The sequence below is a fragment of the Cognatilysobacter xinjiangensis genome (assembly GCF_014651995.1).
GTDB lineage: Bacteria > Pseudomonadota > Gammaproteobacteria > Xanthomonadales > Xanthomonadaceae > Cognatilysobacter > Cognatilysobacter xinjiangensis.
In genome coordinates, this window is sequence record NZ_BMXY01000003.1 from 140152 (window position 1) to 155047 (window position 14896).

Consider the following 14896-nt stretch of genomic DNA (forward strand, 5'->3'; position numbering starts at 1 on the left):
CATGCGCGACAATGCGCGGGCTCCACGCTCAGTGGGAGCGGCGCTCTTCACGACAGGGATCCGGCCGGACGGCCGTCGCTGCGCCTTGCCCGAGGAGAACCATGACCGCCCGATCCGACCACCTGCAGCCCACGCCCGACGACCGTTTCATCGACATCGACCCGTCCTGGCTCGATTTCGGCCCCGATGACCCGCTCGACGCGCAGCGCTGGCTCAACGCCTGCGCCGACTGCGGCGGCGCGCCCAGCCTGGCGATGAACGAGCTGCGCTGGCAGGTGCGCTGCGACTGCGGCCGCGCCGGCACGCCGGGCCAGCTCGCCGCGATCGCCGCGGTGAACTGGAACAAGTCGCCGCTGTCGCTGCATCCGGCGTTCGGCGAGCTGCCGTTCTTCGCGCTCGACGGCCTGAGCATCCCCGCCGCGCGCGCCAAGCTGATCCGCATCCGCGAATACCTCGAGGAGCAGAAGCGCCGTTGCGAGCGCCGCATCCGCGCGCGCGAGAACTTCGGCCATCGCTACTTCCAGCGCATCCGCGCTTACCTCGCGTGGGCGATCTACGCGCAGGGCCTCGTGCGCGAAGCGGAAACGCGGCTGCTCGACGAAGCCTCGCGCCGCAAGGCGGCGAACGCGCACTGAGCGCGTCGATCCGGCCTGCACGCGGGCCGCCTACAATCGCGCGATGGACTACCAGCTGGTCATCAAGTTCTGGCGCAAGTCGCTCGCCGACGAGGCGTTCCTGGCCACGGTCGAGGACGAGCTGAAGAAGGTGCTGAAAGACAGCGTCGAGCTCGAGGGTTACGACGTCAGCGCGAAGGAGATCAACCTCTTCATGCTGACCGCCGACCCGCGCACCGCGTTCCGCAAGGCGCGCGACGTGCTGGAGGGCATGGGCGTGCAGCAGGGCCTGTCGGCCGCCTACCGGCTGGTGGGCGGCGCGCAGTTCACCTCGATCTGGCCGCTGCGCGCGATGCGCAAGTTCAAGCTGCCCTGACGCGCGGCTACAGCAGCCCGTCGCGCTTCACCGCGAGGTACTTCTCGACCAGCGCGGCCGGCAGCTGCGCGCACGTGACGTCGAGCACCAGCACGCCATGGCTGCGCAGCGCGTCATGCGCCTCGGCGCGTCGTGCGAGGTACTGCGCGGTGGCGCCGGCGGTAAGCGCGCCGGGCAGGTCGGTGACCTCGGCCGCGATCGCACGGTCCAGGGCGGCCTCGCGCAGGCTGGCCACGCAGACCACGTGGCGCCGCCGCAGCAGCTGCGCCGCGGCGAGCACGTCGTCCATGTCCTCGTCGCGCAGGTTGGTGACCAGCATGACCAGCGAGCGCCGCCGCTGGCGCAGCGCAAGGTCGGTCGCGGCGGCGAGGAAATCGGTGGCGACCGGCCGCGGCTGCAGCGCGTAGGTCGCGCGCAGCAGGCGGTCGATCGCCGCCGCGCCGCGCTGCGGCGGCACCCAGGCGGCATCGCCGCCGTGCGCGAGCAGGCCGACCGCATCGCCCTGCCGCAGCGCCAGCCAGCCGACGACCAGCGACGCGTCGAGCACGTGGTCGAAATGGCTCATCGCCTCGCCCGCGCCGCCGGGCGATGGATCGCGCGCGAGCATGCGCCGGCCGGTGTCGAGCAGCAGCACGACCTGCTGGTTGCGCTCGTCCTGGTACTCGCGCGAGACCAGCCGGCGCGTGCGCGCGGTCGCCTTCCAGTCGATCTGCCGCATCGAATCGCCGACGCGGTACTCGCGCATCTGGTGGAAGTCGGTGCCTTCGCCACGACGGCGCTTGAGGTGCGCACCGACCAGGCGCGACGCCTGTTCGGCACTGAACATGGCGAACTTCGCCAGCGGCGCGAAGTTGGGATACACGCGTACCGCGCGCGGCGCGCCGGCGAGCACGTCGCGGCGCAGCAGCCGCCACGGCGAATGCAACCGCAGCTGCGTGGCGTCGAAGTCGAAATCGCCGCGCGCCTGCGGCGCCAGACGGTAGTCGACGCGCGCCTGCACGCCCGGCCGCAGGTCGAGCCGGCGCGGCAGCCCGTCGACGCGCCAGGCACCGGGCGACAGGTCGAACACGTCGAGGCGCAGGCGCGACGGCACGTCGTCGAACACCAGCGTGACCGGCGTGGACACGCTCACCGGCCAAGTGTCGGGCATCTCGCGCCGCACCGACGGCAGCTTCAGGCGCAGCAGGCGCGCGAGATCGACCAGTACCGGCGCGCCGATGGCGATGCCGGCCCACGACCAAGCGATCACGGGCAAAAGGCCCGCGACCACCGCGATGCCGATCGCCGCCCACGCCGCGAGCAGCGCGAGCAACGGCGGCGCCGGGCGCGGCCAGCGTCGCGCGGGCTCGGCGCGGGCGCGCGGGCCGGTCACTGGCGCGGCGCTTCCACGCGCGCGAGCAGCGCGCGCAGCACGACGTCGGCCGACTGGCCTTCCAGCTGCAGCTCCGGCGCCAGCGTGATGCGGTGGCGCAGCGCGGGCAGCGCGACCTCGCGCACGTCGTCGGGCGTGACGAAGTCGCGGCCGGCGAGCACCGCCTGCGCACGCGCGCAGCGCACCAGCGCGATCGAGCCGCGCGGGCCGGCGCCGAGCGCGATGCCGGCCCAGTCACGCGTGCTCGCGGCGACGCGCACGGCGTAGTCGATCACCGCGTCGTCCACGTGCAGCGCGGCGGTGGCCTGCTGCATCGCGACGATGTCGCCGGGGCCGAGCACGCGCGGCACGCGCGAGAGGTCGAAGCTGCTGGCCGCGCCGCGGCTGACGTCGGCCACCATGCGCACCTCGTCGGCGCGCTGCGGATAGCCGATCAGCACCTTGAGCAGGAAGCGGTCGAGTTGCGCCTCGGGCAGCGGATACGTGCCCTCGTGCTCCAGCGGGTTCTGCGTGGCCAGCGCCATGAACGGCGGCGGCAGCTCGAAGCTCTGGCCCTCGATGGTGACCTGGCGCTCGGCCATGGCTTCCAGCAGCGCGGCCTGCGTCTTCGCGGGCGCGCGGTTGATCTCGTCGGCCAGCAGCAGGTTGGTGAACACCGGGCCGCGGCGGATCGAGAAGGTCTCGCTCTTCGGGTCCCAGACCGCGTGGCCGCTGATGTCGCTGGGCATCAGGTCAGGCGTGAACTGCACGCGCGCGTAATCGCAGTCGACCGCCTGCGCCAGCGCGCGCACCAGCAGCGTCTTGCCGAGGCCGGGCACGCCCTCGATCAGCACGTGCCCGCCCGCCAGCAGCGCGACGAGGATCTGCTCGAGCACGTCGGGCTGGCCGATGAATGCGCCGGACACCGCCTCGCGCAGGCGCGCGGCGTTCTCGGCGAGCGCGTCGTTGCCGAGCGCGGTGGGAAGGGTGTCGGTCATAACCGGGTTCTCATGCGGACGAGGGTGGCGATGCGCGCGACGAGCGCCTTGCGGTCGCGCGGATCGGGAGGCGTGAGCGCGTCGACGACCTGCGCCTCGGGCAGGCCGGTGCGCTCGACCAGGCGCTGCACCTGCACGTGGCCCTGCAGCGCGGCGGCCTGCGGGTCGCGGCGGCGCAGGCGCGCGTGGAAGGCGTCGAGCATGGCGAGGTGCAGTGCGTCGGCCCGGCCGTAACGCCAGTGGTGCGCGCCGCTGGCGGCGACGTGCTCGAGCAGCGAGCGTCGGCCGGCGACCGGCGACGGCACCTGCGGCCCGAAGCGGCGCATCCGCGCCCACAGCCCGCCGGCCAGCGCGAGCAGCAGCGGCAGCCACACCGGCCAGCCGTGGCGCAGCAGCGTGAGCCACAGCGAGGGCATGTCGCTGACGTGCACCAGGTGCACCGCGCCGCGACGGTCGCCGCGGGCGATCAACTGGTGGGCGAACTCGGCGTTGTGCTGGTGCCGCAGCGAGCCCTCGTCGAGGAAACCGAGGCTGGAGACCACGTCGGCACTGCCACGCCCTACCGCCACGCGCGCGAACAGGTCGCCCTTACCATCGCCGATGCGCGGCTCGGCGCCGGGCGCATCGAACTGCCGGCCCATGCACAGCTCGACCGGCAGGCCGCGCGGCGCGCGGCTGCAGCGCGCGCGATCCAGCCGCGCGTGCACCCCCATCGCATCCAGCAGCGGCACGCGCACGTGGTGCTCATCGACGCCGGGCTCGAAGGTGTCGCCGACCACGTCGACCGGTGGGGCGGCCACGATCAGATGGCCACCGCCACGCAGCCAGTCGAGCAGCGGCGCCTCCACGCGCGCGGGCAGGCGCCGCAGGTCGCCGTCGTACAGCACCGTGTCGTGCGGGCCGAGCGCCATCGCCGCAGGTTCGAGGCGGCGCCAGTGCCTGACCGTGCGGCCGTCGTTTTCCAGCACCACGCCGAGATCGAACAGCGGATTGCTCGCCGCCTCGCCGGTGCGCGGGATGTCGACGCTCTCGGTCACGCGCTCGTAGGTGTGCAGCCACCAGGCCACGAGCCCGCCCGCGATCGCGAGGCCGAGCAGCACCAGCAGGGCGATGCGCCACTTCATGCGCGCCACCCGAACTGGCGCGCGGCCTCGGCGAGCGCTTCGTCGAACGCATCCTGCGCGGGCAGGCGCTCGGCATAGGCCGCGTATTGCCACAGCCGCACCACCCGCGCGAACGTGCGACGCGTCGCCTCGGGCAGCGCTTGCGACGCACGCAGGCACTGCGCCTCGGTCGCGCCCGGCGGCAGCTCGCGGCCGGTGGCCGCCACCATCGCCTCGACGGCGCCGCGGTACAGCAGCGCCAGCGCATCGCGCGCGCGGCCCTCGTCCCACAGAGCACGCACGCTGGCGACGACGTCGTCCGGCAACGGCTCGACCGCCGCGGAGGCCTGCTCCCCGACCGGCGTGGCGCGTGCGACGGGCGGCATCGCGAGGCCGCGCAGCCACGGCAGCCAGTGCTTCGCGGTGAGCACGAGGGCCAGAAGCACGCCACCGGCGAGCAGCCACAACGCCGCGCGGCCGAGCGTGCCGATCAGCGCGCCGATGTGGTCGAGCCACGCCGGCAGCGGCATTGATCCGCGGTCCTCGCGCGGCTTCTTCGGTTTCCATTGCGACACCGTGCGCTGCGGATGCAGGCGCGGGTCGGCATAGGCGCGGTCGACGGCGTCATGGAACGCGCCCGGTTCGACATAGGCCTCGCCGAAAGCCTCGCGCAACGTACGCTCGGTGCGCGTGGGCAGCGGGCAGCCGGGCGCGCGCTTCGCTTCCGGCGTCGCCGCGATCGACGGCAGCGGCGCCATGAACACCGCGCCGAGCAGCAACGCGGCGCCGCCCGCGGCGAGCAGGCGCGCACGCAGGCGACGGAACGCGAGCTCGATGTCCCAGCCTTCAATCTCGGTGCGGCGGTTGAGGTAGAGCCCGAAGCCCGCACCGACATAGAACGGCTCCAGCACGCTGGTCGCCGTCCAGGCCAACGCGTTCTCGATCACCAGCAACCAGGCCGGCGAGTCCTGCAGGTGCTGCCAGAGCAGCATGAACGAGGTGCGCAGGTATTCGCTGGGCACGAACAGGAACGCGAGCAGCGCCAAGCCGAAGGCGAGCGCCATCTCGAAGTGGAGGAAGGTGAGCGTGGCCAGCGAGGCGACGCCGTAGGCCGGCCCGGCAAGCACGCGCCGACGCGCGCCCGCCTGCCGCGGATCGCCGCCCTCGAGCACGTCGACGGGCAGCAGCAGCGAACGCGCGGGGCCGAGGCGTCGCCAGGTGAGATAGCCGAGCATCGCGCGCCCGCCGCCGCGGAACGCGTCGCGCAGGGTGCTGCGCGTGTCCGGTACCTCGCCGAACACCGCGCGCGACAGCACGAACAGCGGCACCCGGTCGAACACCGGCTTAAGCCACCACATCGCGATCGCCGCGAGCGTGGGCACGCCGATCCAGAACGCCAGCGCATTGGCGACGGCGAACAGCGGCAGCGTGACCGCCAGCCACGGCGTCCAGATCGCACGCGCATGCCGGCGCACCAGCGCGGTGCCCAACTCCACCGCCTCCCACGACGAGCGCGGCCGCAGCACCACGGTGATCGCATCGACCCTCATGTGTCGCCGTCCGCATCGCCCGGCAGGCGCCCGCGCCCGCCGCGCCAGAGCCACGCGCCGACCAGCAGCCACAGCAGCGCCGCCACCGAATACTTCACCGATGCCGGCATCCAGCCGATCGACGACCAGAACGCCTCGATGAAGGCCGCGATCACCAGCATCAGGAAGACACCGGCGCAGAGCAGCGCGCCGCGGCGGCCGCCTTCGACGAGCGCGTCGATGCGCCGCTGCCGGCCCGGCGCGAGCAGCCGCAGCCCGATCTGCAGGCCCGCGCCGCCGGCGATCACGATGGCGGTGAGCTCGAACGAGGCATGCCCGCAGACGAAGCGCCAGAACGGGTCGCCATGCCCCACCGCGTGCAGGTGGCCGGCGACGCCGCCCATGATCAGCCCGTTCATCACCAGCACGAAGATCGAGCCGACCGCGGCGAGCGCGCCGGAGGCGAACGTGCGGAACGCGATCGAGACGTTGTTGAAGATGTAGAAGCCGAACATCGCGACATCGGTGCCGCCGTCGCGGCCGAGCTTGCGCACGGGGTCGGTCGGGTCGTACATCGACTCGAATTCGGTGAGCTGCACCGGCGAGAACAGCGCCGAGGACAACTCGGGCCGCAGCTGGATGGCGACGTACACCAGCACCATCGGCAGGTAGAGCATCGCCGCGGCGGCGAGCATGCAGCGGGCCTCCTCGCGCACCAGCCGCGGGAAGCCGCCGACGAGGAAGGCCGCGAGGCGGCGCCAGTGCGGAGGCGGCGTGCGGTAGAGCACGGCGTGGCCGCGCTGCATCAGGCCCTGCAGGCGCGCGGTGAGCTGCGGGCTGTAGCCGCGGCGCAGCGCGAGCGCGAGCTGCTGGGTCAGGCGCCGGTAGCGCGCGGGAATCTCGCTGTCGTCGAGCGCGCCGTCCGCGCGCGTGCGACGTGCGCGACGCGGGCTGGCGCCGCGCGTGTCGAGCCAGTGCTCGAAGGCGCTCCATTCGGCCTGGTGGCGCGCGACGAAGGCTTCCTGCTTCATGCGCGGCGTCCCAGCAGCCAGGCGGCGATCGCATAGAGCTTCTCCGCCGCCTGCGCGCCGCGGGCCTCCACCAGCGGCGCGGCGATGTCGGCGATCTCGTCGCGACGCGCGGGCGTGAGCTGCGGCGCGCGCTCGGCGAAGGCGACGATCGCCGCCTGTTCGGCCTGCGGCAACGGCTCACGCGGCGGCTGCGGTGCGATGTCGGGCACCGCCAGCGCGTCCTGTTCGGGCAGCAGGTGCACCACCAGCGTGCCCGCGATCATGTCGCCCAGACGGCGCCCGGCCGGATCGGCGAGGCAGGCGACGAGGCCGAACGCGTAGCCGAACGGCAGCATGTCGACCACGCGCAGCAGGTTGCGGGTGAACGACGCGCGCCAGCCCACCGGCGAGCCGTCGGCCGCGATCACGCGCAACCCCAGCGCGCGCTTGCCGGGCGAGCGGCCGTCGAACAGCACCTCGAAGGCGACGGGATAGAACCAGTACACGAGGAACATCAGCACAGCCATCGAGCCCGTGCCCGCGCGGCCGAGCAGGCCGAACACGATCGAGGCGACGAACACGACGGCCAGCCGCAGCGCGAAGTCGATCAGCCAGGCCAGCGCGCGCGGCACCGGCCCGGCGACGGGCAGGTGCAGGGCGACGCCTTCGGGCGTCACCACGTCCAGATGCGTATCGAGCAGCATGCGGCGTCGCGGCGTCAGCGGATGCGCGACGCGCTACCCACGGATGGCCTCGCGCGGCCGTGCGCGTCCTGCTGCGTCATGGACTGGTCCCTCGGATTTCCCCGTCGCGACTCTACCGGTCGCGGCGGCGCTCAGCCACCGCCGAGATAGCTATCCTTGAGGCGCACATAGTGCTGCGCCGAGTAGTACAGGCCTTCGATCTCGGCGTCGCGGAGCATGCGCACCTTCCTGCCCGGATTGCCGAGCCACAGCTCACCTTCGCCGACCACCTTGCCCGGCGGCACTACCGTGCCGGCGCCGACGAAGCCGTGCTTTCGCACCACCGCGCCGTCGAGCACGATCGCGCCCATGCCGATCAGGACCGCGTCCTCGATCACGCAGGCGTGGATCACCGCCTTGTGGCCGATGGTGACGTCGTCGCCGATGCGCGTGGCGAAGCCGCCGAGCTTGGCGTGCGGGCCGTCGTGGCTGACGTGGATCACCGTGCCGTCCTGCACGTTGGTGCGCGCGCCGATGCGGATGAAGTTGACGTCGCCGCGGATCACCGTGCCGGGCCACACGGACGTGTCGTCGCCGAGCACGACGTCGCCGATGACGGTGGCCGCCTCGTCGACGTAGGCACGCGCGCCGAGGACGGGGAAATGCTCGAGGTAGGGTCGGATCGCCATGCGCGGATTGTAGGCTGTGGCGTCCGCCGGCCGGCCCGAACGCATGAACACGCTGAATCCCGAACTCGTCGCCACGCATGCGCGCCTGCAGGCCGCCTGGCGCGCGCGCAAGCCCGACCTCGCGCAGCGCGTGGCCGACCTGCGCCGCCTGCGCGGGGCCTTCCACGCGCGGCAATCGACGATGGACGCGGCGATCCGCGCCGACTTCGGCCATCGCTCCGCGCACGAGAACCTCATAGCCGAGACGCTGATCGTGCTGGCCGAGATCGACCACTGCCTCGCGCACCTGCGGCGCTGGTCGCGCGCACGCAGCGCGAAGGTCGGCTGGCGCCTGTGGCCGGCGCGCGCGCGAGTGCGGCCGATGCCGGTGGGCGTGGTCGGCGTGATCGCGCCCTGGAACTATCCGGTCAACCTTGCATTGGTGCCGCTGGTGAGTGCGATCGCCGCCGGCAACCACGTCTACCTGAAACCGTCGGAGCACACGCCGCGCACCAGCGAATGGCTGCGCGAGTTGCTTGCCGACGTGTTCCCGGGCGATCGCGTCGCCGTCGCCATCGGCGGCGCCGACGTCGGCGCCGACTTCGCCGCGCTGCCGTTCGACCATCTGCTTTTCACCGGCTCCACCGCGGTGGGCCGCAAGGTCATGGCCGCGGCCGCGCCGAACCTCACGCCGGTGACGCTGGAACTCGGCGGCAAGGCACCGGCGATCGTCTGCCCGGATTTCGAAGTCGAAACCGCCGCCGCGCGCATCGCCACCGGCAAGTGGTTCAACGCCGGGCAGACCTGTATCGGCGTGGACTACGCGCTGGTCGATGCGACACGCCGCGATGCGTTCGTCGAGGCGATCCTCGCGCAGCTTCGCGCGCGTTACGGCGACCTCGCTGCCTCGCCCGACTACACCCGCATCATCAACGGCGCGCAGTACGCGCGACTCTCCGGTTACGTCGAGGAAGCACGCGCGGCCGGCGCGACGGTGATCGCGCCGTTCGGCGACGGCGACGCGGCCACCCGCCTGCTGCCGCCGGTGCTGGTCGTCGACCCGCCGTCGTCATTGCGACTGATGCGCGAGGAGATCTTCGGCCCGATCCTGCCGGTTCTGTCGTACGCCACGCTGGACGACGCCGTCGCGCGCATCGCGTCGCTGGAGCGCCCGTTGGCGATGTACCCCTTCAGCCACGCGCGCGCGAACGTCGAGACACTGGTCGACGGCACGCTCGCCGGCGGCGTCACCGTCAACGACACGCTGCTGCATTTCGGCGCGCAGGGCCTGCCGTTCGGCGGCATCGGCCCCAGCGGCATGGGCGCGATCCACGGGCAGGCCGGCTTCGACACCTTCAGCAAGCTGCTGCCGGTGTTCCAGCAGCGGCGCCTCGCCGTCACCGACCTGCTGCGGCCGCCCTATTCGCGGCTGGACCGCGTGATCCGCTGGCTGGCGCGCTGATCAGGCGAACGCGCGGAACGCCTCGATGGTGCGCGCGACGCCATCGTCGTCCACGTCGAGGTGCATGACCAGGCGGATCGTCGGCAGGTAGCCGGTCGAGATCACGATGCCGTGCGCGGCCAGGTGCGCCTTCAAGGCGGCCTGGCGCTCGACGGGCGTGTCGACGAACACCATGTTGGTATGCGCCTGCGCGGGCAGGCCCAGCGCGGCGAGTTCGCGCGCCAGCGTGTCGGCGCGGCGGTGGTCATCGGCCAGGCGCGCGACGTGGTGGTCGAGCGCGTGCAACGCGCCCGCGGCGAGGATGCCGGCCTGGCGCATGCCGCCGCCGCAGACCTTGCGCCAGCGCTTCGCCGATTCGATCAACACGCGCGAGCCGGCGAGCACCGAACCCACCGGCGCGCCGAGGCCCTTCGACAGGCAGACCGACACGCTGTCGAAATGCCGCGCGATGTCGCCGGCCGGCACGCCGAGCGCGACGGCGGCGTTGTACAGGCGCGCGCCGTCGAGGTGCAGCGCGAGGCCGTGGTGGTCGCAGAACTCGCGCGCATCGCGCAGGTAACCCATCGGCAGAACGCGGCCGTGCCAGGTGTTCTCCAGCGCGAGCAGGCGCGTGCGCGCGAAGTGCGGGTCGACCGGCTTGATCGCGCGCTCGACCACCTCCAGCGGCAGGCTGCCGTCGGCGGCCTGCGGAATCGGCTGCGGCTGGATCGAGCCGAGCACCGCCGCGCCGCCGCCCTCGAACTTGTAGGTATGCGCGTCCATGCCGACGATGTATTCGTCGCCGCGCGCGCAATGCGCCATCAGGCCGATGAGGTTGGCCTGCGTGCCGCTGGGCGTGAACAGCGCGGCCTCGAAGCCGAGGTCGGCGGCCACGCGTTCTTGGAGCGCGATCACCGTCGGATCCTCGCCGTAGACGTCGTCGCCGACCTCCGCGCGCAGCATCGCCTCGCGCATCGCGGCCGTGGGACGGGTGACGGTGTCGCTGCGCAGGTCGATGGGCATCATGGCCGGGCGATCGGGTTCGGGCCCGCGATCATGCCAGCCGGGCTGGCGGCTGCGGCTAGACTTCCGTCATGAAGATCGCCAGCTGGAACGTCAATTCCCTGAACGTGCGGCTCCCGCACCTCGAGCAGTGGCTCGCGGCCGCGCGCCCCGACGTGGTCGCGCTGCAGGAAACCAAGCTCGAGGATGCGAAGTTCCCGGACGCCGCGCTCGCGGCGGCGGGCTACCGCAGCGTGTTCTCCGGGCAGAAGACCTACAACGGCGTGGCGATCCTCTCGCGCATGGACGGCCCCGGCGGCGGCGCGATCGAGGACGTGCAGGTCGGCATTCCCGACTTCGAGGACGAGCAGAAGCGCGTGCTCGCCGCGACGGTGAACGGCGTGCGTGTCGTCGATGTCTACGTGGTCAACGGGCAGTCGGTGGGCAGCGACAAGTACGCCTACAAGCTGCGCTGGCTCGATGCGCTGCATGCCTGGCTGTCGGGCGAGATCGCGCGGCATCCGAAGCTGGTGCTGCTCGGCGACTTCAACATCGCGCCCGACGAACGCGACGTGCACGATCCCGTGTACTGGAACGAGGAACGCATCCTCACCTCGCGCGCCGAACGCGATGCACTCGATCGCCTGCGCGCGCTCGGCCTGCACGACGCGTTCCGCGCGCTCAATCCCGACGATCGCAGCTTCAGCTGGTGGGACTACCGCCAGTTCGCGTTCCGCCGCAACCTCGGCCTGCGCATCGACCTGACGCTGGTGTCGGACGCGCTGAAGAGCGGGTGCGTCGCCGCCGGCATCGACAAGGAGCCGCGCAAGTGGGAGCGGCCGAGCGACCATGCGCCGGCTTGGGTCGAGATCGGCGATCACGAGTGATTCGCACGAAGCCGCATAACGAAAAAGGCCCGGAAATCCGGGCCTTTTTCGTCGAAACCGTGTCGCCTGTTAACGCACGCGGCCGCGACGGAACAGGTTGACGATGGCGAGCAGGACGACGGCGCCCAGCAGCGACATCAGCAGGCCCGACAGCGAGAAGTCGCCGTTGTTGATGCTGCCCGCATCACCCAGCAGCATGCCGCCCAGCCAGCCGCCGAGGAACGCGCCGACGATGCCGACGACGATGTTCATGAGCGCGCCCTGCTGGGCGTCGGTCCGCATGATCATGCTGGCGACCCAACCGATGATGCCGCCGACGATCAGCCAAATGATGAAGCTCATGGGGTTTCTCCTTTCCAGTCAGAGGGTGAATTCGGCACCCCTGCGATGGGGGCGAGCTCAGTCTGGGAAGGCGGCTGTGACGGGCGCGTATTAAATCCGCCGCGTTTTCAGGCGTTTGCCGACGCGCGGCGTCGGCATTGCGTGAAAGTGGCCGTGCGTTCAGCCCTGCAGCAGCTCGATGACGGTGGCACGCGGGAGCTTGCCTGTTTCGTTGCGCGGCAATGATGCGACGCAACGGAGACGGCGCGGCAGGAACACCGGATCCATCTGCGTGCGCAGCACGCGCAGGATCGCATCGGCATCGAGCGTGGGCGCGACCGCGAGTGCGGCGATGCGCGCGACGCCGTGCGCATCCGCATCGAGCTGCACGACGACGCCGTCGACAACGCCCGGCACCGCGAGCAGTCGCCGCGTGAGGTCGCCGAGCGAAGCGCGCTTGCCGGCGATCTCGAGAAGATCGGCATTGCGACCGCAGAGGCGGAAGCGCGCATCGGGCAGCAGCTCGACGATGTCGGCGAGCGCGACCGGCGCGGCGAGATGCGGCGCGTCGACCAGCGTGCCGTCGGGCTGCGGATGCAGTCGCACGCCCGGCAACAGCGTCCATGCATCGTCCTGCGCGGTGCGGCGGCGCGCGAAGATGCAGGTCTCGGTCGAGCCGAACATCTCGCGCACCTCGCAGCCGAACGCAGCCTCCGCGGCCCGCGCAAGTTCGGCGGGCAGCGGTGCCGTGGCCGAGACGATGCCCGCGAGCGGCGGCATGCGGAACGACGAATCGTCGACGCTCGCCTGCACCAGCGCGCGCAGGTGCACCGGCGTGCTGACCAGCAGCGCGGGGCGTGGGCATTCAGCGAGCGCACGCGCGACGTCCTGCGGGAAGAACGGGCGGCCGCCGTGCACGGCGAGATCGCCCAGCAGCGGCAGCAGCACCGACATCTCCATGCCGTACATGTGCTGCGGCGGCACCGTCGCCACCAGCGGCGTGGTGATGCCAGGCGCGAGCAGGTCGTCGAGCGCGGCGAGGTTCTGCGCGGTGCTGGCGACGAAGCTCGCGAGCGTCTTGAGGTTGGGCTTGGGCTGGCCGGTGCTGCCGGACGTGAAGCCGATCACCAGCGCGGCGTCTGCATCGATCTCCAGCGGCGGGCCGTCGAGCGCGGGCAGCGTGTCGGGCAGGCGGTGGTAGCCGGGCGGCGCGGGATCGAGCATGCCGTCGCCGATGCAGATCGAATCGGGGTGCTCGACCCGCACGGCGTCGACCACCGCCGGCGCGCGCGAGGACGGCAGCAGCGTCACCTGCCCGCGCAGGGCGGCGGCGGCGAGCGCGACGATGAAGCGGTAGCGATCCTCGCAAAGGTTCACCGCGTACGCGGCCGGCGGCAAGGTGCCGGCGACGGCGCGCACGTGCGACTCGAAGGTCTCGCGGGTGACCGGGCGGCCGTGGTCGTAGGCGACCACGCGCGTGGACGGGCCGGTCACCAGCGCCTGCAGGCGCGCGCCCCCGTCGAGTTCTGTTCCGACCACCGCCGACATGCTGGTTCCGACCTGCGTTCCCCGGCGGCTTACTTTACGCTGCGGGCCCCGCCCGGTCAGCCGCGATGCCCGCTTCCGCCCGCCCCCGCCGCTTCGGCCCGGTGCTCGTCGCCGACCTCGCGTTGCCGCCGAAGGCGGCGGCCGAGCCGGCCGCGCGCGCCTGGCTGGGCGCCGAACTCGGCGTGGACCCGGCGGCGCTGGCGATCGGCCGCGGCCCGCACGGCCGCCCCGCGCTGCAGCTCGGCGACTGGGACTGCAACTGGAGCCACAGCGGCGACCGGCTGGCGATCGCGCTGGGCGAGGGCGTGCGCGTGGGCATCGATATCGAGCGCCCGCGGGCCCGCCCGCGCGTGCTCGAACTCGCCGACCGCTACTTCGCCCCGGGCGAGACCGCCGGCCTTGCCGCCCTCCCCGAGGACCGGCGCGCCGATGCCTTCCTGCGCCTGTGGTGCGCCAAGGAGTCCGTGCTGAAGGCGCATGGGCGCGGACTGGCCTTCGGCCTGCACCGGCTGTGCTTCGACGGCTTCGAAGATCCGGCGGCCGCGCCACGCCTTGTCGCCATGGACGCCGCGCTCGGCGCACCGGGCGACTGGACCCTGCGGCGCCTGCCGCTGGACGGGTTCGTCGGCATGCTGGCCTGGCACCCGGCCGGGCCGCGCTTTTCCGACTAGGCGCGGCCGACCGTCACCAGGTGGCGCTCGGCGGTCAGGCCCGGCACCCGCAGCGGCCGGCTGTCGCGCAGCACCCAGCCGGCCGGCAGCTGCGCCAGCTCGTCGGCGGGATGGACGCCCTTCATCGCCAGCAGCACGCCGTCCCCGGCGAGCAGATGCCCGCCCAATTCGAGGATCAGCGGGATCGTCGCCAGCGCGCGCGCGGTGATCGCGGCGTAGGCGCCTGGCTCGTCCAGCGCCTCGATGCGCGACTCGGCCACGCGCGCGCCGTCCAGCCCCAGCTCACGGATCGCCTGGCGCATGAAGCGCGCCTTCTTGCCCGCGCTCTCGACCAGCGTGACGCGCAGGCCCGGCTTGACGATCGCCAGCGGGATGCCGGGCAGGCCGGCGCCGGTGCCGAGGTCGGCCAACGCGCCGTTCGAGGCGACCAGCGGGTCGACGAAGGCGTGCATGGCCAGCGAGTCCAGCAGGTGCTTGGTCACCATCTCGCGCGGGTCGCGGATGGCGGTGAGGTTGTAGGTCGCGTTCCAGCGCACCAGCAGCGCCAGGTAGGCGAGCAGGCGCGGGGCATGCGCGGTGTCGAGGCCGAGGTCGGTCAGGCCCGACTCGAGCATCGGACGAAGGTCGGAGGGCAGGTCGGCAGGCATCGCGACAGTATGACCGGCGCCCGCCCGCGCGCTCCGCGCCTCATGGT

16 protein-coding genes are annotated in these 14896 nt (G+C 72.4%); 5 read left to right on the forward strand and 11 right to left on the reverse strand.

The features are described from left to right. The first annotated feature begins 101 nt into the window (after positions 1-101). The gene (locus IE066_RS11425) at positions 102-635 is read left to right on the forward strand and encodes a hypothetical protein (protein WP_189449949.1); all 534 of its coding nucleotides are present in this window, start codon (positions 102-104) and stop codon (positions 633-635) included. Positions 636-678: 43 nt separating this feature from the next. Next, positions 679-990, forward strand: coding sequence for a hypothetical protein (locus IE066_RS11430; protein WP_189449951.1), 312 nt, complete (start codon positions 679-681; stop codon positions 988-990). 7 nt (positions 991-997) lie between these two features. Here the strand turns inward: IE066_RS11430 and IE066_RS11435 are convergent, their stop codons facing one another. From IE066_RS11435 to IE066_RS11465, 7 genes are all read right to left on the reverse strand, one after another. Next, entirely contained in the window at positions 998-2362 is a 1365-nt protein-coding gene (locus IE066_RS11435) for a DUF58 domain-containing protein (protein ID WP_229790792.1), read from the reverse strand. Beyond that, positions 2359-3339 (reverse strand): AAA family ATPase, encoded by a 981-nt coding sequence (locus tag IE066_RS11440; RefSeq protein WP_189449959.1) that lies wholly within the window; start codon positions 3337-3339, stop codon positions 2359-2361. Before IE066_RS11440 ends, IE066_RS11435 begins: the two co-directional genes overlap by 4 nt. Further along, positions 3336-4463: a DUF4350 domain-containing protein gene (locus IE066_RS11445; RefSeq protein WP_189449961.1), complete on the reverse strand. Its 1128-nt coding sequence runs from the start codon at positions 4461-4463 to the stop codon at positions 3336-3338. Before IE066_RS11445 ends, IE066_RS11440 begins: the two co-directional genes overlap by 4 nt. Continuing rightward, a complete protein-coding gene (locus tag IE066_RS11450) occupies positions 4460-5992 on the reverse strand; it encodes a DUF4129 domain-containing protein (protein WP_189449964.1) in 1533 nt (510 codons plus the stop codon). Before IE066_RS11450 ends, IE066_RS11445 begins: the two co-directional genes overlap by 4 nt. Continuing rightward, positions 5989-7002, reverse strand: coding sequence for a stage II sporulation protein M (locus IE066_RS11455; RefSeq protein ID WP_189449967.1), 1014 nt, complete (start codon positions 7000-7002; stop codon positions 5989-5991). The genes IE066_RS11450 and IE066_RS11455 overlap by 4 nt, the downstream gene beginning before the upstream one ends. Further along, a complete protein-coding gene (locus tag IE066_RS11460) occupies positions 6999-7685 on the reverse strand; it encodes an RDD family protein (RefSeq protein WP_189449968.1) in 687 nt (228 codons plus the stop codon). The genes IE066_RS11455 and IE066_RS11460 overlap by 4 nt, the downstream gene beginning before the upstream one ends. A 131-nt stretch (positions 7686-7816) precedes the next feature. Further along, positions 7817-8353, reverse strand: a complete 537-nt coding sequence (locus tag IE066_RS11465; protein ID WP_229790793.1) for a gamma carbonic anhydrase family protein — start codon at positions 8351-8353, stop codon at positions 7817-7819. A gap of 43 nt (positions 8354-8396) precedes the next feature. On the opposite strand from IE066_RS11465, the gene IE066_RS11470 reads away from it, so the two are divergent. After that, positions 8397-9794 (forward strand): coniferyl aldehyde dehydrogenase, encoded by a 1398-nt coding sequence (locus IE066_RS11470; RefSeq protein WP_189449971.1) that lies wholly within the window; start codon positions 8397-8399, stop codon positions 9792-9794. Here the strand turns inward: IE066_RS11470 and ltaE are convergent, their stop codons facing one another. Continuing rightward, entirely contained in the window at positions 9795-10799 is a 1005-nt protein-coding gene (ltaE, locus tag IE066_RS11475; protein WP_189449973.1) for a low-specificity L-threonine aldolase, read from the reverse strand. Between the two features lie 68 nt (positions 10800-10867). Here ltaE and xth point away from each other — a divergent pair, with 68 nt between their 5' ends. Beyond that, positions 10868-11662: an exodeoxyribonuclease III gene (gene xth, locus IE066_RS11480; RefSeq protein ID WP_189449975.1), complete on the forward strand. Its 795-nt coding sequence runs from the start codon at positions 10868-10870 to the stop codon at positions 11660-11662. 69 nt (positions 11663-11731) lie between these two features. Here xth and IE066_RS11485 read toward each other — a convergent pair whose 3' ends face one another. After that, entirely contained in the window at positions 11732-12004 is a 273-nt protein-coding gene (locus IE066_RS11485; protein ID WP_189449978.1) for a GlsB/YeaQ/YmgE family stress response membrane protein, read from the reverse strand. Positions 12005-12163: 159 nt separating this feature from the next. Further along, positions 12164-13531: an AMP-binding protein gene (locus tag IE066_RS11490; RefSeq protein WP_189449980.1), complete on the reverse strand. Its 1368-nt coding sequence runs from the start codon at positions 13529-13531 to the stop codon at positions 12164-12166. Between the two features lie 65 nt (positions 13532-13596). Here IE066_RS11490 and IE066_RS11495 point away from each other — a divergent pair, with 65 nt between their 5' ends. Then, positions 13597-14202 (forward strand): 4'-phosphopantetheinyl transferase family protein, encoded by a 606-nt coding sequence (locus IE066_RS11495; protein ID WP_189449983.1) that lies wholly within the window; start codon positions 13597-13599, stop codon positions 14200-14202. On the opposite strand, the gene rsmG is transcribed toward IE066_RS11495, so the two are convergent. Continuing rightward, positions 14199-14849 carry a 16S rRNA (guanine(527)-N(7))-methyltransferase RsmG gene (gene rsmG, locus IE066_RS11500; protein ID WP_189449985.1) on the reverse strand — a complete coding sequence of 217 codons (651 nt, stop codon included), beginning with the start codon at positions 14847-14849 and terminating at the stop codon, positions 14199-14201. The genes IE066_RS11495 and rsmG overlap by 4 nt on opposite strands. Positions 14850-14896: the final 47 nt, after the last annotated feature.